The following is a 26,696-nucleotide window of genomic DNA, read 5'->3' as shown; positions in this document are numbered from 1 at the left end:
CTGATTAATTTGGTTAATTGATATTAGTTGTTAATAGATAACCGAAGTTAGCTTAGAATCAGGTCTGATTTCAATCCGAATTTAACCAATCGCGCTTCGATTGTGACCAAAACCCAGCATTGGAAGAAAATAATAAAGGGGTACTTTGCTTGACAAAGTACCCCTTTATTGTTGGCCTATCGTACCATTATTTTAAAGTAACATCCAGGTAAACGGAGTGTCGTCCGTAGGTATCATAGAATGGCTTAAAATCAACTCCATCAATCTTGAAAGCCAAGCGTTGCGGATCACCTGTGATAGATTTGCTGATATCTTGCGCGTCAAGCGTTACTTTACGCCAGTCTTTTCTGGCCTCAGGTTCTTGAGCAGCCAATAAGATCGGTCCATAAAATAAACTGGCAATATTTTGTTGATCCATGACCGGATCCAGGTGAAACTGAAATGGCATTTTGAGCCTAATGCGATCGCCATTCTTCCAATTGCGGCTCAGTTTCAAATACGTACCGGGCTGCGCCTGTACCTGCTGGTCTTTCCCGTTAATAGTCACATAAAATCCTTTGGTTGCCCAGCTGGGCACGCGAACATGCAGATCAAATTTGCCATTCCCCTTTATGGTCAGCTCCGTCTCGTCCTGCTTTGGAAAGCTGGTGGTCTGCTGCACAGTCAGCTTACGTTCTGTCCATTCCAAGGTTGAGGGAATAAATAGATTGACGTATAAAGCCTGATCATCCCGGCTTTTAAAATAAATACTATGCTGCAATTTGGTGCTACTCTCAATTGCGGTACCGTTACAACAGGTAAAGCCAGTCATATTGGGATTTCCAAATTGCTTTATTGCTCCCGGCCGCAGTGGCACGTGGTAGGTATTAGCCGGCGTATTTTCAGCTACCGAAGCTAAAATATGATTATACAAACCGCGTTCGTAGTAATCCATATATTCGGCGCGTTGATCAAAAAGAAACAGGTTGCTTGTTAATTTCAGCATATTGTAAGTTGCACAAGTTTCATTCTGTCCACCTTCAGAAAAACCATTTTCATATAGGGTCGCTGGTTCCGCCGTAAAAACCTCTGCATTGGCAGGATTGCGTGCCCCCGCGACACCGCCAATGCTATACATGTAATCATTGACTGCTTTATACCAGAAATTGTCTGCCACCCGGTAGTATTCCGGCAGATTGGAAACCTGGTAGAGCTCGATGCTGCCCACAACCTGTGGAATATGCTGATTGGCATGCAATCCACGAAATGTATCGACATTCTTAGCCAATCCATGTTCATGATTCGCATTACCAAAGAACATATCGACGTTATCAAACAACTGTGCGGTTTTCAAATAATGTTCCTTACGGGTGATGCGGTAGAGATGTGCCATCGCCTCATTCATTCCGCCAAATTCACCAGCAATATATGTGTTCCACATTTGTATCAGCGTTTCCTTGGGCAGCCGGCTAAGGCGGGCATGCACCCAGTCTGCCATCCCTGTGGCTACCTGTAACGCCTTTTGATTACTGCTCACTTCGTAAATATCAATTAATCCGGCCAAAATTTTATGCAAGGTATAATAAGGTGCCCAAACCTGGGTTTTCTGTCCACCATACTTCGCTCCTTTTTCCAGCATAATAAATTGATCTGGCGGATAAGCGCTGATATAGCCGGCACCCCAATTCCAATAATCCGTCCGGATCCCTTCGCGGCTCAGATCCGAGTCATAAGCTGATTTGCCGGGCCCATAAGGTACGGCAGTTGGATCAACTGTAGCCACAGCACTTGCTTGCTGCGGTTTACCCGACAATTGAGCCAGTTCGTACAAGGTATTGACCATGTAGGTCATTTTCTCGGCAAAATTAGCCTGCAACGTTTTATCATAGCTTGTACTCGCATAAGCCTGCGCGATCGCAGTCAGATAATGCCCCGTTGCATGGCCCCGGAGCTTGGTGTCCTGACTATCCCATACCCCCAAAGGCTGAGCCCCTTCGGGCTGGGGTTTCCCAAATGCATCGCGAAACATATATAGAAACGAGTTGGGGTCAGTCTTTGCTAAGGTGTTGATAAACTTATCGCGATTTTCAATAAATTTTGTTTGGCGGTTCTCTGCGTCTGCTTGTAAGGAGACCTGATTCAGTGCAAAAGCCGCCAATTTCAGCGCCGGTGCCGAGGGGGCCTTGCTGGCCTTTACAGTCACGATTGCTTTAGGCTGTATAGCTGTTCCCGGAACCCGGCCTGTAATGGTATACCGTCCAGCTTCCAGGACGGTACTGTTATCGTGGGGCGAAGGCCACAATACCCGCACTTTGGGACCAATGATACCTTCTTGATATACTCCTGGCACATAACTTGGTAAGCGCGGTAAATCACCTAGCGCCGTTTCCACCTGCACATCTGGCACCGCAACCAGATAGGCATTATAAAGTTGCGCCCGGGTAATTGGAAACTCCGGCAAATTGTCCTCCATCTTGCTTACATTTACAGCCCGATTACTAACGCCGCGCTGTGAATTGCTGTAAATTCCGGTAAGCTGATTTTTAGTCAAAGGAACACGGTAGATCCGAAAATCATGCAACATGCCATCCAAGGTCGGCGATCCCGTCAGCAGTGATTTTCCGATATATAATTTGTTCTTTTCACCAGCAGTTCCAAAAACCTCAGTCAACTCGCGCGGGATCTGCTGCGACTCCGCGACAGGTATAGCATCTACATAAGTCCGCATCGTTTTAGCCGGCATATCCACCACAATGGTCAGATAAACCCACTTATTCAATTGCAATGATGGAGCAACAGCTCCTTTTTGATTATTTTCCCCTGTGGTCATTAAACTTTGGAAACCGGCCTGCGTGCTCGTCCCGAAAGGAGCAGCAAAGAAATGTTTATATCCATCCTTTCCAAAATCAAAAAAAACCTGATCTTTTTTTTCCGAACGCAGGTAAATCCAGCCCGATATGCTCAAGGATTCCATATCGGTCAATGCATCAGCAGGGATCTGAACAAAATCATTTTTTTCACCCGATAATGACAATACTTTGCCAAAGCGCTTATCGTTGATAAATGTCGCATTTTGGCCAGCTGTAGCGTGCAGGTTGTTGCGCGACCAATCTCTCAGATCGCCATTAAAGATATATCGCGCGATCATGCCCGTTTCGCCGATTCCATCCAATATTTGATCCCCGCTTTGTGCCTGTACCAGGCGTCCACCTTTCATTAAGATCGTGGCAACGAGAATAATACGTAAAAGAATTCTGTAACTTTTCATCTCTATCAGTTTATGAGCTCGAAAGCTCGATTTTTGTTCGTTAATAAGCATTCCATGCTGGTGGTTCGACACCAAGTAAGTGTTTGACAAAATAATCGCGACGTTTCTTTTCTCCGAAATCACCACCGGAAGCATGCCCCATCCCCGGAACCATAATAAAGTCGTGATCTTTACCATGCTTGATCAGCTGATTGACAAATTGATAGGTCGAAGCAGGATCCACATTATCATCCAGCTCCCCCACGATCAACAGCAACTTGCCTTCTAGTCGATACGCGTTTTCGATGTTAGAACAGGCAGCATATTCAGGCCCGATCGGCCAGCCCATCCATTGTTCATTCCACCATATTTTGTCCATCCGGTTATCATGACAGCCACAGGAGGAAACTCCGACCTTATAAAATTCGGGATGGAACAACAGGGCTCCGGCAGCGGACTGTCCACCCGCAGAAGTGCCGAATATGCCAACTTTTTTAATGTCCATATAGGGATATTGAAGTGCTGCAGCCTTCATCCAGGCAATACGGTCTGGAAAACCAGCATCTTTTAGGTTTTTCCAGGCGACATCCTGAAATGCCTTCGAGCGGTTGGACGTGCCCATTCCGTCAATCTGAACAACGATAAAACCCAGTTCAGCCAGCTCGGCAAGCCCGGCCGGATTAGCAGAAAATGATTTCGGGACAAAGGCGCTATGCGGACCGGCATAGATATACTCAATTACCGGATATTTTTTGTTCGGGTCAAAATTTCTCGGCCGCACAATAATGCCCCAAATATCGGTTTTACCATCTCTGCCCAGCGACTTAAACACCTCAGGCTTGCGCCATCCGCTAGCTTCCAGATCCGAGATATCCGCCTGTTCCAGTTTCATGATGATCTGTCCATCTGTCACCCGACGTAATACCGCCTGCGGAGCTTGGTCCACACGAGAGTAGAGATCGACAAATAAAGAATGATCCGAATTGAATGTTGCCTGGTGATTGGCTGCTTCCGGAGTAAGTTCTTTCAAGCCCTTTCCATCAAAACCAATCGTATAATAATGGACGAGATACGGGTCCTCGTCCTTGTGCATGCCACTGGCTTCAAAAATAATATTTTTATTATCCTCATCCACATGGACGACCTTACGCACCACCCAATTCCCCTTTGTAATCTGACGCTTCAAAGCACCAGTTTTGGCATCGAACAGATACAGGTGGTTCCATCCATCGCGTTCCGAAGCCCAAATGATATCCGCTGATTTTTCAAGATCATAGCGATATTTTTTTCCGCTATAATCAATAAATGTGGCGCTTCGCTCGGAGATAATCGCTTTTGTTTTGCCGTCTATGGCACTGAGTTCCATAACATCGTAGCGTTGGTGACCGCGTTGATTATATTCAAAGGTGATTCCGCTATTGTCCGATTTCCATACGGGGCCAGACAGTGAAAACTGATTGGCGACCCGGGCAGGATCTACCGACATCAGCCGGCCATCTTCCACATCAATAATTGTTGGATAATATTGAGACAATGCATCGCCCGGTTTATTATAATCCCGAGTTTGTAACTTAGGCTGTAATTGATCGGTTGGCGAAGATTCCAATAAGGTCAACTGTCTGATTTCAGCCTTTCTCACTTTTGACACCGCCAATTTCTTTGAATCATTGGACCATAAGATACGAGCACTATAATACTCACCGGGACTTCCATCAAAGGTCAACTGCCGCACAGTTTTTGCATCCGATTTTTTACTGCTGTATACATTATTATTTTTGATATAGGCTATATAGACTTTATCGGGCGACTCTACAGGTTCGCCTTTACTATCATCCCAGCGCGCTCCCCAATAGCTCCCCGGTCTACGGTCTGTGCCCGTGGAAGGAATATCCCGCAATTTGCTCAACTTATTTTCCACCGCATTCCACTTCCAGACCGCTTTCTCTTCCGTGAATTCCACTTCGTTAGCGGCCAGGACTTTCAAATCCCTTCCCCACAAAAGGCCCAATTCTACCACTTTGCCTGACAGATCTGACAGCTGTTTTTCAATGGCAGCAACATCAGTTTCTATTTTTTTCTTCGTCGCTACATCCACCAGATATAAGCTTCGTTTCCCATCTTTGCGATTCATGCGATACGAAAAGCGATCTCCTTTTTCAGACCAGATCACCTGTTGTGGTACCTGATATACCTTGGCAAACGAACTTCTGATCTCTTTGGCACGTTTATAATCCTCCACTGTTCCCTGCGCCATTCCCGTAAGCTGCAATAGCAGTAATAAAACAGCCGTAAATGTTGACTTCATATGTATTGTTTTTTATATCGTATGTGTTAATCTTCCGCTCCTCGCACCCATGCAGCATTGAATCAACCAGGTTATGTCTTGAGGTCTTTCTGTTTCACAACATAATAGAGTGGTATCCCCAATAGCGTGATTATAATACCGGGCCAGGTAAATTGTGGTTTATAGATCACCAACAAAATAATAAAGGAGATGCCCATCACAATATAGATAGCCGGAATAAAGGGATAGCCAAAAGCCCGATAAGGCCGCGGTACATCCGGCCGTTTATATCTTAACCAAAAGATGCCGATGATACACAGCACATAAAACATCACCACTACACAGGTAATCATATCCAGCAGATCACCGTATTTACCGGTCAGGCACCATATTGATGCGACGACTGCCTGCAACCACAGGGCGTAAGCTGGTACCGCATGCTTATTTAACCTTGCTGTTTTCTTAAAAAACAAGCCGTCCTTAGCCATGGAATAATAGATCCTTGCACCAGCGAGGATCAGTCCGTTATTGCAGCCAAAAGTGCTGACCATAATCATAATCGCCAGGACGGCTATGCCCAGGGTACCAAAAATTTCCTGTGCTACCAGCATGGCCACGCGATCTTTTGGTGCGCTGGCCATCTGCTCGATTGTCAATACTCCCGTATACATCAGATTGGTCAAAATATAGATCACTGTTACAAGCAGTGTACCCAGCGCCAGGCTCAAGCCAATGTTGCGTTGCGGATTCTTGATCTCGGCGGCCACCGCAGCAGACGAATGCCAGGAGTCACTGCTAAACAATGCCCCGACCAATGCAGCAGATAGAGCGCCAAATGCACCAAAAGTGGCATAAGCGGCAGTCGATCCGTCTACATTTAAATGCTGTAGATTCCATCTGTCCGAAGAGGACCAATTTTGATTCCAAACCTCCAGGTCGAAAGCCGCAAAACCAAATATGACCAATAAAACTAAACTTAATATTTTGATCAATGTCAGCACTGTCTGAATTGTTTTACCATGCTTTACACCGCCGGTGTTAATACGGGTGAGCAATAAAATAACAGCGATAGCCAACAGCTGCGCCGATGAAATAGGATAGTCACCGATGAGCAACAGGTAAACATCCTCATCCAGTACAGGAAACAAATAAGCTGTAAACTTGGCAAAAGCTACGCCCACAGCTGCAATCGTCGCCGTCTGGATGACCGCAAAAAATGTCCATCCAAACGTAAAACTGACCACTGGACCGTAGGCTTCTTTGAGATAAATATACTGCCCACCCGCTTTCGGAAACATGGCACTGAGTTCGCCATAACTCAAGGCTGCTGCTAGGGTCATAAATCCGCAGATCACCCATACCAACATCAGCCAGCCGGCAGAGCCCGTATTTCTGGCGATATCCGACGATACAATAAAGATCCCCGAGCCGATCATACTGCCGGCAACGAGCATTGTGGCATCCAACAGTCCCAATGACTTTTTGAATTCCTGCCTATTTTGTTGACTACGCATAATTTAGGATTAGGTTGCGCTTACTTAAAATTGTAGAATTTCCATGTTGCCTGATGGTTAGGTTCGAGCTTTTGGTCTGTTAAGATGGCCCTGAGCATCTCCATGGGCAAGTAGTTTTCCTTGATGACCCGGTCATGAAATTCGCTGTAGGACATTTTACCCGATCCCACCAATTCATCACTGATACTCAGTAACTGCAAACCGCCGATCAAATAAGCCAATTGATATAAGGGGTCGTAAGCACCTTCGAAAGACCGCTTCACCTCACCATGTGCATTTGCAGGTTCATGGCCGACCTGATCAACCAGATAATCAATACATTGCTGGGGTGTCCATTCACCCAAATGGAATTTGATACTGAAGGTGATCCGAGCGCAGCGGTGCATTCTCCAAAATAACATCCCGATACGTTCTTCGGCTGTCTTTGCAAACCCCATCCGATAGAGAAGCAATTCCCAATATAAGGTCCAGCCTTCGGTCCAGAAAGGCGTATTGAAATTTTGCTCACGATAAGGTTTGTAGCGTTTGTTCATAAAATACTGCAGATGATGCCCCGGATTGAGTTCGTGCTGCACTGTACCTAACGAAAAATGCGGATTATTACCACGCATACTCATCATCTTCTGCTCATAGGTCATCGTGTTGGTCGGATAGGAAATACTGATCTCACGTCCGCCCGTAAAAAAAGGATTGACCAATTGCCGTTCAGGCGTCATCATGATCATTCCCCAGGTTTCATCCGCCAGTTCCGGAATATCGATCAGATCATGCTGTTTGATGAATGCCTGAGCCCGGTCATATAGTGCATTGATCAAAGCGGGCTGATGGCCTTCGGGCACATAGGTATTTTTGACCTTTTCCTGCGCTGCTTTCCAATCGTTGCCAAACCCCATCTCATGGGAAGCTTTTAACAGCTCTGACAGGCACCATGCCCATTCCTTGTCAGCGATGCGCAATAACTCATCCGCATCATAAGCGATCATTTCCTCGCGCAATTTTTTATTGAGCGCGGCTTTTCCGATCGGCTGTCCACCAATATTGCTACCATCATTAAACACTTTCCAGTTACTCTTTGTCTGCAATACGTCTTTGTATTGGATCAACTTTTCGTTTAAATGTTCATAAGATTTGGGTACCCACCAGGTAAACAAGGGGTCATAGCCATTATAAAAATCGTACGCACTCTCCAGACGTAGCCGCAATGACTCCACCATGTTGACCAGGAAATTGACATCCGTTGATTCGATCGCAGCCACATTGGCTAACTTTTGGATTGCCGCATCCACCTGCTCTGCTGTCTTCTCGAGTATGATAGCAACATCCTTTCCCACAACAGTGGCACCTCTACGACGTTGCTGTTCGAATTGATAGATATTGTCGGCAAAGGGTAAATAGAATATTAGCCGATTGTAAGAAGCTAATGTTTCTTTGAGTTCATCCTGATGTCGCCGCACTTTTTGGTTGAGCAGAATATAATCGACCTGGCCATTGGTATTTAAACCTGTATAGTCAAATTTTTTAAGTTTGGCCAGGTAGCCATCGTCTATCTTAATTAGCCTATTGATCTGCTCGGGCGAGGCAGCCGACTGCTGAAATCCCCAGTTTTTAGGCATCGGGCCATAAAAATAATTGACCGCTTCCAGGTCTTGGCGATACTGGATGATATAAGGTTCAATAGGTGTTGTGTGTTGATACAAATCCATATTTTGGGCATCTGTTAGCGAAGAAGCCGTACAAAGCACGCCAATGACTATAAATTTCTTTACGTTAGGGTCAGTGTTGTTTCTCTTCATCTTTTCGATTTATTGTTGACTATTGAAACCAATCGGGACTAAATGCCGAGATATTTGCTGCTCAACATCCATTTCACTCCTTGCATTACGATACCGGATGCTGCCAATCGGGTAAAATGACTCGGCACGATCATTCCTACATTGTCATAGGAACAATTGTTCTGTCCGTCAGCCTGCTCGAAAATCTGAACTTCCCTGCCATCTAGTAAGAAGTAATACGCCCTGGACAATCCTGCGATATCAGCTCCTATGATCACAACTTTTCCGTTATTATGTGTTGACACGTTATTGGGTTTTAATGGTAATTACATGTCCTGAAGCCGTCTTTATAGGACATCCATCGTCAATACTGCGGGTATACATCCCGCCATGTTAATTCAGCCAAAGTCGGTCTTCAATTTAGTATTTGATAATTTCCTTATTCAAAGAAAGCAACTCTACAAACAGCAAACTAACCAGCTTTTAATCATTACTTACTGGATATTGACATTTACAATTATTCGTAAAGCAAATGCCTGTAATTAGCGATATACATCTTGGGCGAGATGCCGAGAATGCTTCTGAAAACCCGGTTAAAATTAGTGACACTATTAAATCCGGAACTATAAGCAACTCTTGAAATACAATCATAATCTTCCCTGCCCAATAATCGACAGGCTTCTCTTACCCGCAATTCGTTTACATACGAGACGAAAGTCTTCCCGGTACTTTTCTTGAAATATCGGCAGAATGCCTGGGGGGTTAGGTTAGCCTTTTCGGCGATTTCATTTAAACTAATATGCTCCTTATAGTTGTTATCCAGAAAATCACATAACGATGTTATCCTAAAGGAGCTTCCAGTTCCGAAATCAGCGGTTGCCACTCCTGTAAGAGGTTTAAGTTTGAACGTAAGCCGGTTTAACGATTTCAACAGGTAAAAAAAACTTACGAGCTGACCTAAACTATCCGCATTCTTCAACGACTCTATCCTCCGGCTTACCTGGGCCAGGTATATTTTAGGAACCTGAAAACCACGACCATTTTTATCGATAAAATCCAGTAGCATACTTAATTCAGGTAAATTTAGAATCCCCGATAAAGTGCCTTTTAAATTGAAGAAGACAGAAACAGATTGTACAAACCCATCCATAGCATCATTTTTAAAGACGTGCGCCTGATTCGAACCCAATAAAAAAATATCGCCACGTTCAAAACAATGCACATTATCATCGACCAATAGCTGTCCTGATCCCTCCTTAATCCAAATCAACTGATACTCCTCGTGACGATGCATATAGGGATAAAATTTATCCAACAAATCCTCCTGAATAAAAACAGTCCTATCTTTGGGAATAGGAACTTGGTATTGAATTGGCTTCATAAATTAGAATCGTTAAGTTGAAATGATTTACAATAAAGTGTCATTTATACATTAAATTTACTGTTTAGCTATTTACAAAACAACCGGTTCATGTAAAATATCAAAAATGGATCAGCTTAGGTTAAAATCTGGCAATTAAAAGAGTTCCTAATCAATCAAATTTGTAGCAATTCACTTTATAGTCCTATTATAGAATTATAAATTGCTAAACCTGACAATATGAATTTAAAGAATAGTTACTATATCCTCATTATCTTACTTTATATCCTGCTGACAAATGCTGCATTTAGCCAACAGGAGGAGCACTCCGTTTGGAAAGCTACTAAAAACCAGCCGGCGACTTTGGGTATTGACCAAGGAACTAAAAGCTTCGCTTTAGCGCAGCTTAAAATAAAGATCCTCAATCACTCACAGACGCTATCAGCCTTTCAACAGGTCGATGGTGATGTTGCTTTCGACTATACGCCGGTGGAAATGTTAGCCAAACGCGACCGTAACGGCTTCTTTCATATTGGTGACATCAACATCAGCTTGAGGCATCGCGGAGAAACGCATTGGTCGAGTTATTCTTCGGCCAAAGACCGCAAAAAGGTCATCGCGTTGCCTCCGTCCAAAACGATCTTGGCTGCTGCTGACATCAGTCCAACATTAGGGGACATTCCCTTACAGGTCAAGCGCAGTTGGGAGAATATAGGGGGTGACCTTATCCTGAAATTTCAACTCAGCAATCCGACCGATCAAGCGATTGAAATCGGGGCTTTGGGGATTCCACTTCCATTCAATAATAATATGGACGGAAAAAATCTGAACCAGGCACATGCACAAAATGTCTTTTTCGATCCCTATATCGGAAAAGATGCGGGCTATCTCCAAGTAAATCATCTGCATGGAAATGGGCCAAGCTTATTGGTAATCCCTTACAGCAATGCCGGATTTGAAGCCTACAATCCTTTACTTGATGACCCTACGCCCAGAAGTATTACCTTTGAAGGTTTCCATGAGTGGATGATCCATAGCAAGGCACTTGCCGAAACGTCCTGGAAAGGCATAGAACAGTGGAATATCCCGACCTCGACGCTCTTACAACCAAAAGAATCCAAAACTTTTGCCCTCAAGTTTGTCTTGGCTCCGGGTATCAAAGAAATTGAGCGTACCCTGTTAAAAAATCATAGACCTGTGGCCATTGGTGCTCCGGGTTATATCGTTCCCTTAGATAATCCGGTTAAATTGTTTATAAAACATAACAAGGCCATTAAAAACATTGCTGTCTATCCGGAGAACGCTCTAAGTGTCAGCAAGCTAAAAGACACCCCACAGCAATGGCATCAGTTTGAGATCAAAGGTCAGCGATGGGGGCGTGCACGTCTGACTATTACCTATCAGGATGGCATCGAACAAAGCATTCATTACAAAGTTATTAAGTCCGAAAAAGATGTGGTCAATGATCTTGGCAATTTCTTGACGACGACCCAATGGTTCGAAAATGACAAGGACCTATTTGGCAGGTCACCCGCTGTGATTAGCTACGATTATGAAGAAAAGAAATTAGTCACCCAAGAACAACGCGCTTGGTATGCCGGTTTGAGCGATGAAGCCGGGGCTGCCAGCTGGCTGGCGGCCATCATGAAGCAGATCTTGCAGCCCAATCGCACCGAGATCGCAAAATTGAAACGCTTTGTCCATGAAACGATGTATGGCCGAATCCAGCACAAGGAAGGTGATCAAAAATACGGCGTTGTCAAAAGCTTATTTTATTACGAGCCTGATTCCATGCCGGCAGGCACCTACCAAACAGACATCAACTGGAAGACCTGGTCGGCATGGCCTAAAAAAGAGGCGGATAACATCGGTCGTTCGTATAACTATCCACATGTCGCTGCTGCCCATTGGGTCATGTACCGACTCGCCCGCGATTATCAGGATCTTGTTCGGGAAGAGCGATGGAATGTTTATCTAGACCGTGCTTTTCATACCAGTATGGCGATGGTCGAGAAAGCACCTTATTATGCACAATTTGGTCAAATGGAAGGCAGCATCTTTCTGCTTATCCTCCATGATTTGCGCCGTGAGGGGCTGACAGCTGAAGCGAATCAATTGGAAGCAGTGATGCGCAAACGGGCCGAACATTGGAAAAGTCTCGCTTACCCCTTTGGAAGTGAAATGCCTTGGGACTCTACCGGACAAGAAGAAGTCTATTTATGGTCCCGGTATTTTGGTTTTGACGACAAAACGCGGGTTACCTTAAATGCCATCCTCGCCTATATGCCTACCGTCCCCCATTGGGGGTACAATGGCAGTGCCCGCCGCTACTGGGATTTTGTCTATGGCGGAAAATTATCCCGGATCGAGCGTCAGCTGCATCATTATGGTTCAGCTTTAAACGCGATCCCGGTATTGACCGAGTACCGTGACCATCCGGATGATTTCTATCTGCTTCGTGTAGGCCATGCCGGCATGATGGGCGCATTAGCCAATGTAACTGCAGATGGCTTTGGTCCGGCAGCCTTCCATTCTTACCCATCGACTCTAGCCAACGATGGTATCTCGGGCGATTACGGAACTGGATTTTATGGATATGCTGTCAATTCAGGTACCTATATCGTCGACCATCCAGAATTTGGCTGGCTGGCATTTAGTGGAAATCTTAAAGAAAATCAGGATAACATCGAAGTGGATATAAAAACAGCTTCTAAAGGCCGTATTTTCTTAGCAAAAGAAAATTTGTGGCTAACCACGGATGCCGGAGAAATCGAAACCCTGACTTACAATCAAAAGGATAAAAGCGTAGTCTTACAATTTAATCAATCCGCTCTTGTACCCCATATATTGCTCAATATCAATCCAGAGAGCGGGTATATCGTTGAAGGCCTCGAAAACAAAGACCGATTTAACCGATATGAAGTTCCATCTTCCACAAGCAGGCTGATCCTTAGAAAAACAAAATAACGTATGCTTCCTTCCTACTCTCCTTATCTTTTAAAATGCCTCTCTGGTCGAACAAAACCCATATCGCGGAGCATATCAGCTACCGTAGGATCCAAAGGGCATTACCATTGTCTCCATGTTAAAGACATTGGCATTCAACGTATACTCTAATTGAGTCGGATAGGCTAAGCCCAAACACCTGCAGTTCAGAACTAAACTGCTCCAGCTCGGATAATTAAGATTACAGCGAACGTTAACGTGCTAGATCGTAAGGCATCAAAGGAGAAATTACTTATTCGAATTGGCACTTAAACTATTTTTACTTGGCTACTTTGGTAGTTGCTCCCTGTGGATATCGGCCAGCACCTGATAAAGATCCTCAGGTTTAACAGGTTTGAATAACCATAGCTTAATTTCCAGCGAGTCGCAAACAGCGACAATATTGCTCTCCTGTGGATCAAATATGGGAACTATGGGCTGTATATATTTTTCGTTAAAAATCTTTTCCCGAATCTTCTTTATCGTGTCTATGCCACTTATAATAGGCAGGTCGTTCATTATGAGGATTGCTCCGTAGCGGCTACCGCGCATCAAAAGCTGCAGGACTTCGAATCCATTCTTTGCCTGTAGCACAGCGATATTTTTTTTTGTCAATAGCTGGACCAAGCTTTCCCGTTCCCATTCATCATCGGCAACGACAAGGACAGTGCCAATAGATGCCAGCTCCTTCCAATCTTTTGTTTCCCAAATAGAACGTAAGTCAAGGTCGAAAAAGAAATGGCTTCCGACAGCAACCGTACTTTCCAACTGCAGTTCACTGCCCATCATTTTTAGCAGGCGATTGGAAATCGTGAGTCCCAGACCTGTACCGCCATAGCGTTTGGTCATTGAAGTATCCTCCTGCGAAAAGGCTTCAAAGATTTTTGCCTGTTTATCATCGGGTATACCTATGCCGGTGTCCCGAACGCTGAAACGCAGAACAGCAGTTTCGGCCTCACGGGACAGAACGGAGATTTTAAATGTAATGTTTCCTTTCGCGGTAAATTTGATGGCATTGCTCATTAGGTTCATCAGCACTTGTTTGATACGAAGCGCGTCTGTCCAAATATAACTTGGCACCTCGGGTGCGATATCTAAATAGAATTCCAGGCCTTTGCCTGCAATCTGAACATTAAAAAGTTTATTCAGCTGATTGATAAGTTCGTTGAGGTCCGTTTGCTCAATTTCCAACTCCATTTTACCGGCTTCAATTTTGGAGAAATCCAGTATATCATTGATAATGCCCAACAATAATCCGATTGACTGTTCGACCATCCCCAAATACTCGCGCTGGGTCGTATCCAGATTGGTTCTGGTCAATAAATCGGTAAAGCCTACTATTCCATTCAGGGGAGTGCGTATTTCGTGGCTCATATTGGCCAAAAACTCGGACTTTGCCTGACTTGCCTGCTCAGCAAGTCCTTTTGCCCTCTCAAGCTCTTTATGCTGTTGAATAATTTTGCTGATGTCTGTCGCTACACCAAGATAGCCAATGACTTTGTCCTCGATGTTTTTGATAATGGTTACCGCTAGAGATACGAACAATTGAGAGCCGTCTTTGCGGATGTAAGTCCATTCGCGTTGCTCCGAACCATACCGTTCAGCTTTTTCCACAAGAACCCTGAATCCTTTAACAGGATAGCCCAGTTCCCTGGATAGCTCTCCTTCCCTCGAATTTAACTCGCTCGGCAAATGGAAATGCACTGGGCTTAATTTACCGATCATTTCTTCACTAGTATAGCCCAAAAGATTTTCGGCGCCTTTATTAAACAAGGTTATTGTACCGTCGATAGCTGTAGCGATAATGGCAACTGCAGAAGTGGCCTCGAGGATATCCTCAAATAGTTTTTTCGAATTTGACGACTCCGCTTCCATTCTTTTACGTCTGTCAATATCCTGGAAGGTACCATAAAGCCGTACACAGACACCGTTTTCAAAATCAGCATTGCCCAATGCGCGGATCCAAAGTGCATGCCCTTTAAAAGTGATAATTTCCAATTCAAGATCCCATGGCTCTCCAGTGGAAATAGCCTGCTCAATGGCCTGCCTGATTTTATTCCGGTGCAGTCCTTCCTTGTAAAAATTCAGCGAGCTTGCAAGGTCAGGCTCATAATCCTTTTCGACTTCATGAATTTCTTTGGTGATCTCGGACCAGATAATTTTTCCATTCTTCAGATTGTACTCCCAGCCACCGACCCGCGCAACCCGACCAGTCCTTGTCAACATTGCTTGGGTATGTTTTAGATCCTTCTCCAAATAATGCTGCTCAGTGATATCAACCGCATTACCAATTACATATGCCTTCTTATTTCCATTAGCCTGAAGAATATTATTAAACATCCAAATACGCATGCCCCCAGCACGTGTGACCGTACGCATTTCGCCTTTGACAACGTCTTTTTTGACAATTTCAGCCAGGTATCCCTTAAGATTTGAGTGGCCTTCTGCTGGCACGATATCAAAAAGAGAAAGTTTTTCTATTTCCTCTTTGCCATAACCTAATAGTCTGGCTCCAGCCTCATTCACGGTAATAAAATTGCCCTCGAGGTCATGGGTACACATGAGACCCTGCGAGTGATCAAAAAAAGCTTTCAGCTTTTGCTCATTTTCTTTATATTTCTCCTTTTCTTGTCGATTGACAATAAGTGCAACCACCTCATCCCGTAGCAGGGAAAGTATGTGTTTCTGGTTTTCGTCGAGTTGCCTGGGCACCCTGTCAATAACGCATAACGCACCCAAAGCAAATCCATTGGCATCAACCAAGGGTAATCCAGCGTAGTACCGGATATGAGGATCAGCCGTTACGAGCGCATTAGATTTAAACCGCTCATCTTCAGTAGCATCGCGAACCTCCAATAGCTGGTCTTCTGTAAATGTATATTGGCAAAAAGATAAATCGCGTGGCGTCTCTTCCACCTCGAGTCCAACATGTGATTTAAACCATTGCCTTTCTTTATCTACCAATGAAATTAGGGAGATAGGCATATCACAAACGCGTGAGGCGATCTCCGTGATACGATCGAATTCTGCTTCCGCAGTAGTGTCCAGAATTTCATATTCGTGCAGTGCCTGAATCCGTTGCGATTCATTCTTTGTCGGTGATTTTCCATCCATAAAATCACAAATAAAATTTATAAAAACAAGTTAAATTTCTACACCTTCATAACAATAAACCAGCAATCACCATCTTTCATGGGTAACTTACAATTACAGAAAATACAGACTAAACTCCTGAACTAACAGTGATTAATATATATAATATAGGGACTAACAAATGACAAATAAAAATAGTTTAATAAAAAAAATAATGTTTCTTGAAACAAAGAAACTCAATAAAATGCAAAATGAACAATTACTAAAACAAAAAAGTTTTAATTAAAAAATATTTTTAACTATTCAACAAACACAGAGCAAACTCGATTGATTATATAAAAATTATTTATTATTTTCATAACGCTTTATCATTATTAGGATCTATTTTTTGAAATAATTATAACTTATATTATGCTTTGCCATGAAGAATTATGGAATTATCGTCCCATGTTACAACGAAGAAAACAGACTACCCTATGAGGCCTTTGTAGAGTTCGCTGGAAAACATCAAGAGGTATTAATATGTTTTGTAAACGATGGTAGTAAAGACAATACGCTTGCACTTTTAAAAGCACTACAAGCTACTCAGCCTGAAAGTATCGAAGTACTTAATTTAGAACAGAATGGCGGAAAAGCTGAAGCTGTAAGACAGGGAATGCTCCATGTCTTTAGAAACTCAAGTGCCCAATTAATTGGATTCTTGGACGCAGATCTTGCAACATCTGCTGAAGAGTGGCTAGAGATGGCCAAATATAAAGAAAAACTGCCACAATATGGAGCCATCGTGGGCAGCAGGATTCAGCGATTGGGGGCAAGCATATTGCGGGATGATAATCGTTCTATGTTTAGCAAAATGGTCAAAACTTTTATCCGCGTTATTTTAAAGACGCCTTTTCAGGACACACAATGTGGCGCAAAGATCTTTTCCCGGGACCTCATCCCCTTCTTATTTAAAACACCATTTATGACACCCTGGCTTTTTGACATTGAGATCTTTCTAAGGCTCCAAAAAAAATTTGGTAAAACAACCCTGCAAAAAGGCGTACTTGAATATCCGCTGATGAACTGGAAAGAAGTCGGTGATTCAAAATTGAAAATGAAACATGCTGTAAAAATCCCTATGCAGCTAGCCAAACTATATTACCAATACCATTTAAACGGAGAGAAAAAAATATAAAATATTATTACTAAAATCAGAATAATGACGTTGGAGAAAACTATTTGGGATGACTATAAGGGAAAAAAACTCCTGCTCACCGCAATGTCACTTGCACTGATTACACATGGCGTCATCATCTACTATACTTTGCCCCAGACTTATGATGCATTCGTACACATATTCTTTGCAGATCATTATAGCAGATTTTGGTTTGAACCTTGGGACTACCGTTGGTACACTGGTTTTCCAACAATCAGTTATCCGCCGCTCGTCCACCAACTGATTGCCTTAATTAGCAAAATTTTCCCATTGAAAGTTGCGTTTTGCATATACGCCATTGCAATATTGGAAATATTACTGGTGGGTGTATATCGTTTTAGTAAGCTCTTCTTTGACAAGACTACAGCAGGTATCGCTGCTCTCCTCACCGTCGTACTCAGCTCCATCGCAGAGACACTTCATGTTTTTGGTCAAATGCCTACGCTGACGGGTCTCGCATTCCTGCTGAATGCCCTCCCATTTTTATACATGTATCTAGTAAAAGGCCGGCCTATCTTTTTAATTATGTCGCTATGCTTCTTTGCTGTTGTTATTAGTTCCCATCACGTGACAGCAATATTTGGAATGGTCTTTTTCGTTGCTCCAACAGTGTTCATGGCTCTTACAGATATACTCCCCAAGAAAAAATCCAATAATAATTTCTTCTATTTCATCCTTAGTATCGCTCGCTCTGCCCTAAAAAAATACAAAGGTCTTATTTTTTTCGGAATTTGTATGCTTATATTGGCAGTAGGATTGATCTTCCCTTATTGGTATTGGAGTAAAACCGATCCCATAACGCAGGTATCCATACCTCATGGCTCAAGGGACAATTTCCTAAAAAAAACATCTTCAGGACTCGTTTTTTATATCATCCCTTTAACACTGATTTTCGCCTTTCTTCCTGCTATAACCTATTCGCTATTAAAACGTAAAAGATTTTTGGGATGGATTGTATCCTTTTTTCTCTGTTTATTATTGGGAAGCGGTGGAACCACTCCGCTGCCGAAAATGATACTAGGTAAAAATGCTTTTGAAATACTCACCTTAGATCGCTTCGGCTTTTGGGCATCAATTATTGCCATACCCTTTATAGCACACTATATCTACTCTTTTTTGGTAGGAAATTCAAGGATATGGTGGGTCAGCAGGTTTGGGGCAAGTACTCATTTTGTACTAGCAGCAATCACGGGATTTACTTACTTTTTGTTTTTGATATTTATTTTTCATCTGGCCAGCTTTAGGCCCCTACAACCACAACCAATAGCCATTGATCCGATCAAAAACTTTTTAAATAGGGACGAGCATATGCGATGGCGCTATTTGACATTGGGATTCGGCGATCAAATGGCATGGCTAAGCGCCAATTCTTTGGCTGCAACGGTCGACGGAAACTACCACTCGGCAAGAAGATTACCCGAATTGACAAGCCGGCCTGTAGAACGACTGGAGAACGCAAAGTTTTCTGGCGGATTTGGAATTGCCTCCCTCGAAGACTTCCTAACGGAAGCACCAAAATACAGTTTAAAATATATCTTCTGTAACGATAGGTATTACGATCCGCTCCTGTATTATACAGGCTGGAATAGAACCATCAGACTAGAAAATGGAATTATGGTATGGGAAAAAGGCAATATCCCAACCATTAGAATATTTCCGCATAAAGAGCTCTCGCAAAAGCTAAAATACATGTGGGGTATTGTACCCATATGTAGCCTGATAATTACCTTTATCCTCACCATTTGGTATCTCCGAAAATATAAAGAAGCGGATTATGCTGTCTTTCAAACTGAGCCAGTTGATAATTATCCAAAATCAATTATTTTAATAACCGCATTGCTTCCCTTCTCATTTTTCTCACTGTATATGATCAGACAGGTATCAGAACTCCTGTTTGTCAACGAACAGAGCAGTCCGGAAGGAACAATATCCAATTATTACAATCATCTGGATTTTCAGCAGTTTGAAGCAGCGCATCGTCTTTTTTTACCGACTCCCACATACTCTTTGGACCAATATTTACTCGAAAAATCTGTCAATGATGGAGGACTTTTACCTTCTTACGCAAAATTGGATAGTATTTCGATACAAAAGGAACTTGTCTCATCTGATCGCGGAAAATATAGTGTCTATACAAGATGGATGACTTCACTAGGTTATCAGGTCAAATCGGAAATAATTAGGGTAGTGAAAAAAGATCGGAACTGGTATATTGAGCCTAATCCGCCAAAACAGGCAATTCCCTCAACTCAACTCTATGAGCATAACTACCTACTCTTTAAAAAAGTAGGCAAGAGATTAATCACTAGTTTCCCTTCCATACGAGAGGATCGCATGAACAAACCGCGCATCAAAGTCAATCAAGCCAATGTGATCAGATCATTACAAACAACCTTTTTGACCGGTGAACTGATAAATATAGATGATGTACCTGCCAATGTTTCTTTAAAGCTAACTGTAAAATATAGAAGCGGAATTGAAAAAACATATTTTCCGAAGGAGCTTTTCCAATACAATTTGGCTCCAAAAGCATGGACATCATTTCAGATTGATCTTGAAAATAACAAAAGCATCGATTCTTTAGACCTGCAATCTTTAATGCTGCATGTGGAAACGGACGTAAGTGAAAAGGGCTATGTCCATGGAGGCGAACTTTCCTACGCGATTAAAGAACTTGATTCGAATAACATTACGCTACAAACACGCTATAGAAATAATCTAACGACTCCACTTACTATCCCGGGCTTTTTAATAATAGAGAAAGATAAAAAGGGCTTTATATGGCAAACCCAGTTATTCACACATCCTACAGCCTTGCGCAGTGGAAGTGAAATCACTATCAGCACTAACGTCAAGAAACTGCAACATATCGCAAAAAAAATTGAGGGTAAGGACATTAAAGTCTATATAAACGGTAGACAGCAGGTTAAAATGAGTCCTCATATTGAGGCAAATTATGACATCAATAAAGGAATACAAGTGATGCCGCACAGCTTTATTGCTGAAGAATTCTATCTGCAATGAAAAAGATCAATTATTATAAGCTCCTAATCTTGCTTTTTCTTTCCTGTAAAGAAGAAGAAAAAATGCCTCATTGGCCTTTAAATACCAATGAACTAGTACTGCCTGCTAAAGGTATAACTTTCGACTGGAATCCAAAAGAGCAATGCCGCGCGATATTGTACTCTTTTTCACAACCGATGGAGCTACCTACTTCCATGATCAATGGCCAATTGCTAATTGATTTGAAGAATATCATTGGTGTTACGGAAGGTCCCGCAGAGCTAGTACTGCTGGGACAGGATGCGTATCACTTTCCTCTAAGATTAAAGAACAAGGGGCCCGAACAGCTTTTAACAAAAACATTCTATTCCCCCCGGACATTTGATCCAGATTCCAGCCTGATACAACAACGTCTATATGTAAAGGTAGATCAACATCGAAACTTGCATCCATTCAGCAGCACTGAATATTTTAAAGAAATGAACTATTTGCTACCGACCCAAGCAGGCACCTACTGTCCCGAACAAAATAACCCGATGTCCTGCTATTACATTAATCCGGGGGCATGTGCAGCTATACCATTCCGTATCAGGAGAGAATCAGATAGCTTAATTCAGGTTGAAGCCGGTCCACTGGTAGACCGTTACAATAATGTTATTGCGAATGGGACCTTAGCTCAATTTATATTAAATGAGGGCAAAAATATATCAATTGGTGAAGTTTTGGTACAAAAAGGCTATGCCAAGATCAAATACCCAAATGGGCATCATAGCAGCAAAAAGGTGGTTATAAAAATTGGTGATCGTAGCTCAAAAATAACAGAATTAAGTCCAACATTATGAAACTGGCTTTTTATCTTATCCTAATGGTATTATTGTTATTAGCATACTTGCAAATTAGACTGAGTCCAAAGGCTGAAAGCTTACCCAATTTTATGACCAAAGACGTTATTGCGGATGCTGTAACGAAATCGAAGATCAATATTGTTACTCGGTCTCCGATCATACCACCACAAGCTTCCCTAAATCAGTTAGCATCCGATTACAGCAAAATCTGGGCTCATCTAAATCATCTTTATGAAACGAACGACATAACAATAGGAAAAGAATTCTATACCGAGGAATGGTTTAAGTTTCTTTCAAAAAACCATACCACGTTGACGCAAAGCCTGCTATCCAGACAGGACCTTCAGCACAACCTTATTATACACAACTGGTCGAATGACAATCTTATCTGTATGGCAACAGATAGCGCAGTGCTATTAAACTACCATATGCAAGGGCGACGGATAAAATCAGAACTCATCAACGTATCCGTGGTTCTTCTATTTCAGGGTGACAACTGGCGCCTTGATGCGATAAAAGTAAATGATAATAAAATAGTCAATCCCTAAAATAATCTTTTATGAATATAGCCTTTATCTCACCTTACCCTCCGAGTCAAGTTACACTTAACGAATATGGTTATCACTTGATTAGAAGTTTTATTGGAAAGTTCCCCGTGGAGAAAATTTACGTATTGTCGGATCATCTGGAAAATGATCGCGATTATCAACGCTATAAAACTGAAGGAATAGACATTGTACCTTGTTGGAAATTTAACAGCTTGTTATCCTCCTGGAATATCTATAAAACACTGAAATCATTAAAAGTCGACGCGATCATTTTCAACATGCAATTTATGACTTTCGGTGACCGTAAGGTTCCAGCAGCACTTGGACTTCTGACGCCCTGGCTATGTAGGAGACTTCAAATTCCTTCCATCGTATTGCTTCATAATATTACAGAGACCGTAAAGCTTGATACGATCGGTATGGCCAAGGCCAAGTGGAAAGAAAACATCTTACTGGAGATTGGTGCGGCACTTACTAAAATTATTCTAAAGGCTGACCTTGTTGGTGTAACTATATCACAGTACGTTGATATTTTAAGAAAAAAATATGGTGCCGATCACGTCGTACTTCTTCCACACGGTAACTTTGAACTTCCAGAAAGAACCTTTATAAACGAACCTCCAACGGTCATAAACTTGATGGCTTTTGGTAAATTCGGTACTTATAAGAAAGTTGAAGTACTAATTGAAGCTACGCTATTACTTCGAGCGAAATACCCTGAATACAAGTTTGTGGCAACTATAGCAGGAACCGATAACCCCAATGTGAAGGGTTATTTAAAATCTGTACAGCAACAATATAGAGAGGTAGAGGATCTTGTTTTCACTGGATACATTGCAGAAGAAGATGTCGCCAAAATTTTCCAGGATAGTACTTTTATTATTTTCCCCTACACAACGACCACAGGCAGTTCAGGAATACTTCATCAGGCAGGCAGCTATGCGCGTGCTTGCATATTGCCCAAAATTGATGATCTTGAACGGGTAGTAGAAGAAGAAGGTTACAGCGGAGCCTTTTTTGAAACCAACAATGCTGCAAGCATGGCTGAGGCAGTTGAATATCTGCTACAGCATCCGGAAGAACGGCGTAAAATTGAAGACCAAAACTATGCAGCGGCCAAAGGTTTACCGATGAATGAACTTGCTGAATGGTATATTTCACATTTACAAGCATTGATAACGACAAAAAGAAATTGATCATGGCTAGGATTATCACGTTTTTTTTAAATTTCTTTTATGGACTATTTAAAAAGTTTATTCCCTATCAGTTATACGCTTATTTGGCAGTAGGTGCTTTGAATACAGCTTTGAATATCCTGATTTTCGCACTAAGTTATCATTTTTTGTTGCCAAAAGGTGGAATCTCAATTGCTGGTATCCACTTTGAATCCTATACAATCAGCTTAGTTATCGCGTTTTTAATAACGGTTCCAACGGGATTCTGGCTTGCACGGACATTTGCGTTTGAGGTGGGAGTTACAGAAAAAACCGATGGATCAAAAAAACTTATTAAATATTTTCTCGTTGTATTACAAGGTCTCGGAACGGATTACCTCATCATGAAAACACTCATCGTCATATTTCAGGTCGAACCGACCATAGCAAAGATTATATCAACAGTCATTACACTATCCCTCAATTATTTATTGCAAAAGTATTTCACGTTTGTGAAAAAAAAATAAGCTACCAACGCCATGCTAATCGTAAAGTAAACCAGTTAAAACGGTAACCCGTTCCGGTACTGGATGCGACGTTGCTCGTCTGATATCTGATGGAAGATTCGAAATGACGTAAACGGAACCCGATCTCCGGCTGTATACGGAAAGCACTTTCCCAAGACTGCTTTTCTATTTGCTGCAGGCCAGCCGCTCCCTGAACCTGAAAGTAGAAGCTGGATATAAGCGGCAAAGGGGTCGTATAGTCCAAAAATATTTCCGTGCTTAAATACCTATTGGGCGAAAAATAGTACTGAATACTGTTGTCTTTATAGTGTAATGCTGAAAAATTAATCCCTGCTTTAAAAGTAGGTTCAGTTCTGAAAAGATGGTAAAATGATCCAAAGAATTGTTGGTTCATATTATCATCGGTTAGAAATCCGATGTTGCCCTGGGAATAAAAGCCATATTTACCGCCTAACATGATATGAGTGATATAGCCTAGATTTGTACTTCTGATTTTTTGTCCAAGCAAAGAAGCGGTATAATTCAAAATATCTGATCCAATAAATAAGCCGATCATCCTGCGGTCATGAGGCTGATATTGTATGGTTTGTTTTCCTGTAATACCAAAGTACCTTTCGCGGCCAGCGGGGTCGATCCATTGGAAGTGTAGATCGGTAGTCCCAGACCAGGCTTTACTCCATCTTTCAACAATATTCAGGTGTGCAAATTGCAACTTGGTCTTCGCTACATTTGGCGACTCGACGGACCCCAAACCTGCTCGCAGGCTTAACCTATAAGTGCGTCCTTCACCCTGCTGCCACCACACTGAGTTTTCAATCCTAATATTATCCCCCACATCTTTAAAATAACTAAACTCGCTTCCCGCATTTTGCCTCCGCCAGGCATAGTATTTATCCATAAATTCCTGAAGCTCCCTAGATGAAAAAAGAGCAGTGTCGCGCCTCATATAATGGAGTGCTTCCTTAAATTCTTTTTTTCCTAAAAGTACCTCAGCATATTCTTTGGTATAATGTTTATTTCTAAATTTCACGGACAATGAGTCGTAATGTGCTAAGCCATTTTTGTAATCACCAGATGTTGTCAGCAAACGCGCTTTAAGGAGTAGTCTTTGTTCCGGACTTAGCTTTGATTGCTGTTCTGTAAGGAAAGTTGCCGCTTTTTTCGTCTGAATATTCCACAGCATGGCATTGAAGTAATTGACGATCGCATTTTGGTTGTTTTTATCCAAGTCCCAGGCCATTTTTGCATACCTGATCGCTTTAGCTGGATGATGCTGCATAAATAGCGCATAGGAGAGATTTATTCGAATGGTGATGGGCTCATAATTTAAATCCAGTAATGATTCAAATGTTTTCACAGCATCTCCAAAAGCTCTCTGTTGTAACTGCATATCACCTTTAAGAAGAATCGCGCCCGCATCTTTGGGCTGCATCGCGAGTATACTATCAACCACACGGATGGCCATTCCAAAATCCTCTCCTTTTCTAAATATTAAAGCACGTTGTATGTAGGCTTCCCGCTGTTCATTGGACAACCCTGTTGTTGACACAACATTTTGACCAATACAAAATATTGTTGAGTTAAGCAAAAATAGCACAAAGAGTAGCAGATTTTTCATAATTGTTTATTAACTTAATAAAAAAAAGGCGATGAACAATAACACCATACCCACAACCGATCCAAATAGGGAATCCTGCTTCATTGTGCTGGATCATAGATTTACATCGTTAGAAACCTCAATATTGCGGTCTAAAATTTTAGAAATATTAAATTCGTCTATATCATTCGTTAATATTGACGCTTCCAAAGTGACCGAAATAGACCTATCCGGTGTCAACGAAATTATTCATTCAAATTATGCGCTTTCAATTGCCTCTAAGAGGATGAATCTGATTTATCAAAAGAATTCACCTTTAGAAAATTGGGCCAGCATAACAGGCTTCTCACGATTTATCAGCAGTACAATATCGGCCTGATTTCCTGTACCCCCAGTATATAGAGACTAATATCGATGCATAAATCAGACTGCCCATAAGCCCCATAAAGCGATCCCAAAAGGTATTATAATTTGATAAAAAGAAGGAGCGCATCACAAAAAATAATACGGTAAACACCCCTATTAAAGACCAATATTTAAAATAAACTGCGGTCAACTGATTTTTGTATTTTGGCATTTTCCAAATACTTTTACATACAGCAATTAATCCCGCAAGACTGAAAATAACCTGTAAAACTGCGTAGATGGGAATCTTGACATTAAAAAAAGACAGCTCCACCTTTAGGAGGCTGAAATGTTCAACAAAAAAACCATCGTCGTGTGTAAACGCATCCCAAAATAAATGGGTGGCTATCCCCAGAGTAATAGAGCTTATTACCACAAATGTATTTTCTACAGCATATCGACTCCAATTAAATGCTGCATATTTTCTCAATCGTTGTTGTAAAAAGAAGGGTACATTTGAAAAAAGAGGTTGCTTGACAAATTCATGAAAAATAAGACATAAGACAAAAGCCAAGGGAATATTAAGCAAAAAAACTCCAGGGAAATGATGTCCTAAATTAGGACCAGTCCTCATCTTAAGAAAAAATTCAAAATCTGGAATCATGCTTCCCATAACTAATCCAGTAAAGGAAATATATTTACGGTCAATTTTTCGGAACGGTAAAATCAGGGCTGGATGAGAGAAAGTGAATGGCATACGTTAGTGCTTTACATTTCATGAATCAATTTCCGATAAAATCTTTTGAACTTCCTTCTTGCTAATATTTTTTTTCAATAAAAATTCAATTGATCCCTGTGCAATTGATTGCATCGCAACGCTTAGGTCTTCTAAGGCTGTAGTAAACACGACAGCACTTTCTGAAGTGATTTTTCTAAGCTCCTGCAATACCTCCAAACCATTCATTTTCTCCATTTGATAATCCAAGAAAATAATATCCGGTTTTTCTTCGAGTTGATCTAAACAAGATTCACCGTCTGAAAAAATGGAAATATCAATAACTCCAAGATCCTTCAAAATTTTGGATAACATCGCTGTCACTACAGGATCATCATCTACAATAAATATTTTTTTCATAATAGGCATTTAGGTTAAGAAACCTTATTGATAGCTTTTTGTTTTAATAAATTTAATGATTTTAACATAAAAAAAATCATTAAATTATATCTGAAATTAAAAAAGCTAGA

Annotated in this window: 17 protein-coding genes; 7 read left to right on the top strand and 10 right to left on the bottom strand. The window is 41.9% G+C overall.

Annotated features, from left to right (window positions below; translation table 11 throughout):
- Positions 1-187: 187 nt before the first annotated feature.
- The 6 genes from ABDW32_RS08745 to ABDW32_RS08720 all read right to left on the bottom strand — a co-directional run bounded on the left by ABDW32_RS08745 (position 188) and on the right by ABDW32_RS08720 (position 10,177).
- Positions 188-3,247, bottom strand: coding sequence for a beta-L-arabinofuranosidase domain-containing protein (locus tag ABDW32_RS08745; protein WP_343561452.1), 3,060 nt, complete (start codon positions 3,245-3,247; stop codon positions 188-190).
- A 40-nt stretch (positions 3,248-3,287) separates the two neighbouring features.
- Complete coding sequence (locus tag ABDW32_RS08740; RefSeq protein ID WP_343561450.1) at positions 3,288-5,531, bottom strand: DPP IV N-terminal domain-containing protein; 2,244 nt, start codon at positions 5,529-5,531, stop codon at positions 3,288-3,290.
- 71 nt (positions 5,532-5,602) lie between these two features.
- On the bottom strand, positions 5,603-7,024 hold the full coding sequence (locus ABDW32_RS08735) for an amino acid permease (RefSeq protein WP_343561448.1): 1,422 nt from the start codon (positions 7,022-7,024) through the stop codon (positions 5,603-5,605).
- A 20-nt stretch (positions 7,025-7,044) separates the two neighbouring features.
- Positions 7,045-8,817, bottom strand: a complete 1,773-nt coding sequence (locus tag ABDW32_RS08730) for a DUF885 family protein (RefSeq protein WP_343561446.1) — start codon at positions 8,815-8,817, stop codon at positions 7,045-7,047.
- Positions 8,818-8,855: 38 nt separating this feature from the next.
- Complete coding sequence (locus tag ABDW32_RS08725) at positions 8,856-9,101, bottom strand: FAD-dependent oxidoreductase (RefSeq protein ID WP_343561444.1); 246 nt, start codon at positions 9,099-9,101, stop codon at positions 8,856-8,858.
- Between the two features lie 212 nt (positions 9,102-9,313).
- Positions 9,314-10,177, bottom strand: coding sequence for an AraC family transcriptional regulator (locus tag ABDW32_RS08720; protein ID WP_343561442.1), 864 nt, complete (start codon positions 10,175-10,177; stop codon positions 9,314-9,316).
- A 219-nt stretch (positions 10,178-10,396) separates the two neighbouring features.
- Between ABDW32_RS08720 and ABDW32_RS08715 the strand changes: the two genes are divergently transcribed.
- Entirely contained in the window at positions 10,397-13,123 is a 2,727-nt protein-coding gene (locus tag ABDW32_RS08715; protein ID WP_343561441.1) for a DUF5695 domain-containing protein, read from the top strand.
- Between the two features lie 306 nt (positions 13,124-13,429).
- Here ABDW32_RS08715 and ABDW32_RS08710 read toward each other — a convergent pair whose 3' ends face one another.
- Positions 13,430-16,255 (bottom strand): PAS domain S-box protein, encoded by a 2,826-nt coding sequence (locus tag ABDW32_RS08710; protein ID WP_343561439.1) that lies wholly within the window; start codon positions 16,253-16,255, stop codon positions 13,430-13,432.
- A 400-nt stretch (positions 16,256-16,655) separates the two neighbouring features.
- On the opposite strand from ABDW32_RS08710, the gene ABDW32_RS08705 reads away from it, so the two are divergent.
- The 6 genes from ABDW32_RS08705 to ABDW32_RS08680 are packed head-to-tail and all read left to right on the top strand — an operon-like array spanning position 16,656 to position 23,509.
- The gene (locus tag ABDW32_RS08705; protein WP_343561437.1) at positions 16,656-17,411 is read left to right on the top strand and encodes a glycosyltransferase; all 756 of its coding nucleotides are present in this window, start codon (positions 16,656-16,658) and stop codon (positions 17,409-17,411) included.
- 24 nt (positions 17,412-17,435) lie between these two features.
- Entirely contained in the window at positions 17,436-20,456 is a 3,021-nt protein-coding gene (locus ABDW32_RS08700; RefSeq protein WP_343561435.1) for a hypothetical protein, read from the top strand.
- On the top strand, positions 20,453-21,277 hold the full coding sequence (locus ABDW32_RS08695; protein WP_343561433.1) for a hypothetical protein: 825 nt from the start codon (positions 20,453-20,455) through the stop codon (positions 21,275-21,277). The genes ABDW32_RS08700 and ABDW32_RS08695 overlap by 4 nt, the downstream gene beginning before the upstream one ends.
- Positions 21,274-21,828, top strand: coding sequence for a hypothetical protein (locus ABDW32_RS08690; protein ID WP_343561430.1), 555 nt, complete (start codon positions 21,274-21,276; stop codon positions 21,826-21,828). The genes ABDW32_RS08695 and ABDW32_RS08690 overlap by 4 nt, the downstream gene beginning before the upstream one ends.
- 11 nt (positions 21,829-21,839) lie before the next feature.
- Positions 21,840-23,024 (top strand): glycosyltransferase, encoded by a 1,185-nt coding sequence (locus ABDW32_RS08685; protein ID WP_343561428.1) that lies wholly within the window; start codon positions 21,840-21,842, stop codon positions 23,022-23,024.
- 2 nt (positions 23,025-23,026) lie between these two features.
- Positions 23,027-23,509 (top strand): GtrA family protein, encoded by a 483-nt coding sequence (locus ABDW32_RS08680; RefSeq protein WP_343561426.1) that lies wholly within the window; start codon positions 23,027-23,029, stop codon positions 23,507-23,509.
- A 1-nt stretch (position 23,510) separates the two neighbouring features.
- On the opposite strand, the gene ABDW32_RS08675 is transcribed toward ABDW32_RS08680, so the two are convergent.
- The 3 genes from ABDW32_RS08675 to ABDW32_RS08665 form a co-directional block, all read right to left on the bottom strand.
- Entirely contained in the window at positions 23,511-25,127 is a 1,617-nt protein-coding gene (locus ABDW32_RS08675) for a cellulose synthase subunit BcsC-related outer membrane protein (protein WP_343561424.1), read from the bottom strand.
- Between the two features lie 325 nt (positions 25,128-25,452).
- Complete coding sequence (locus tag ABDW32_RS08670; RefSeq protein WP_343561422.1) at positions 25,453-26,208, bottom strand: DUF4184 family protein; 756 nt, start codon at positions 26,206-26,208, stop codon at positions 25,453-25,455.
- Positions 26,209-26,226: 18 nt separating this feature from the next.
- Positions 26,227-26,586, bottom strand: coding sequence for a response regulator (locus ABDW32_RS08665; protein WP_343561420.1), 360 nt, complete (start codon positions 26,584-26,586; stop codon positions 26,227-26,229).
- Positions 26,587-26,696: the final 110 nt, after the last annotated feature.

This window comes from Sphingobacterium sp. (assembly GCF_039596235.1).
Taxonomy (GTDB): domain Bacteria; phylum Bacteroidota; class Bacteroidia; order Sphingobacteriales; family Sphingobacteriaceae; genus Sphingobacterium.
Note: the sequence above shows the minus strand (reverse complement) of the source record. Positions and strands in the feature narration are given on the sequence as shown.

Bases quoted from the DNA above. Each gene is read 5' to 3' on its own strand.
- ABDW32_RS08720 (WP_343561442.1), bottom strand. From the start codon at position 10,177: ATGAAGCCAATTCAATACCAAGTTCCTATTCCCAAAGATAGGACTGTT.
- ABDW32_RS08665 (WP_343561420.1), bottom strand. From the start codon at position 26,586: ATGAAAAAAATATTTATTGTAGATGATGATCCTGTAGTGACAGCGATG.
- ABDW32_RS08680 (WP_343561426.1), top strand. From the start codon at position 23,027: ATGGCTAGGATTATCACGTTTTTTTTAAATTTCTTTTATGGACTATTT.
- ABDW32_RS08715 (WP_343561441.1), top strand. From the start codon at position 10,397: ATGAATTTAAAGAATAGTTACTATATCCTCATTATCTTACTTTATATC.
- ABDW32_RS08685 (WP_343561428.1), top strand. From the start codon at position 21,840: ATGAATATAGCCTTTATCTCACCTTACCCTCCGAGTCAAGTTACACTT.
- ABDW32_RS08670 (WP_343561422.1), bottom strand. From the start codon at position 26,208: ATGCCATTCACTTTCTCTCATCCAGCCCTGATTTTACCGTTCCGAAAA.
- ABDW32_RS08735 (WP_343561448.1), bottom strand. From the start codon at position 7,024: ATGCGTAGTCAACAAAATAGGCAGGAATTCAAAAAGTCATTGGGACTG.
- ABDW32_RS08705 (WP_343561437.1), top strand. From the start codon at position 16,656: ATGAAGAATTATGGAATTATCGTCCCATGTTACAACGAAGAAAACAGA.
- ABDW32_RS08710 (WP_343561439.1), bottom strand. From the start codon at position 16,255: ATGGATGGAAAATCACCGACAAAGAATGAATCGCAACGGATTCAGGCA.
- ABDW32_RS08740 (WP_343561450.1), bottom strand. From the start codon at position 5,531: ATGAAGTCAACATTTACGGCTGTTTTATTACTGCTATTGCAGCTTACG.
- ABDW32_RS08695 (WP_343561433.1), top strand. From the start codon at position 20,453: ATGAAAAAGATCAATTATTATAAGCTCCTAATCTTGCTTTTTCTTTCC.
- ABDW32_RS08690 (WP_343561430.1), top strand. From the start codon at position 21,274: ATGAAACTGGCTTTTTATCTTATCCTAATGGTATTATTGTTATTAGCA.
- ABDW32_RS08730 (WP_343561446.1), bottom strand. From the start codon at position 8,817: ATGAAGAGAAACAACACTGACCCTAACGTAAAGAAATTTATAGTCATT.
- ABDW32_RS08745 (WP_343561452.1), bottom strand. From the start codon at position 3,247: ATGAAAAGTTACAGAATTCTTTTACGTATTATTCTCGTTGCCACGATC.
- ABDW32_RS08675 (WP_343561424.1), bottom strand. From the start codon at position 25,127: ATGAAAAATCTGCTACTCTTTGTGCTATTTTTGCTTAACTCAACAATA.
- ABDW32_RS08700 (WP_343561435.1), top strand. From the start codon at position 17,436: ATGACGTTGGAGAAAACTATTTGGGATGACTATAAGGGAAAAAAACTC.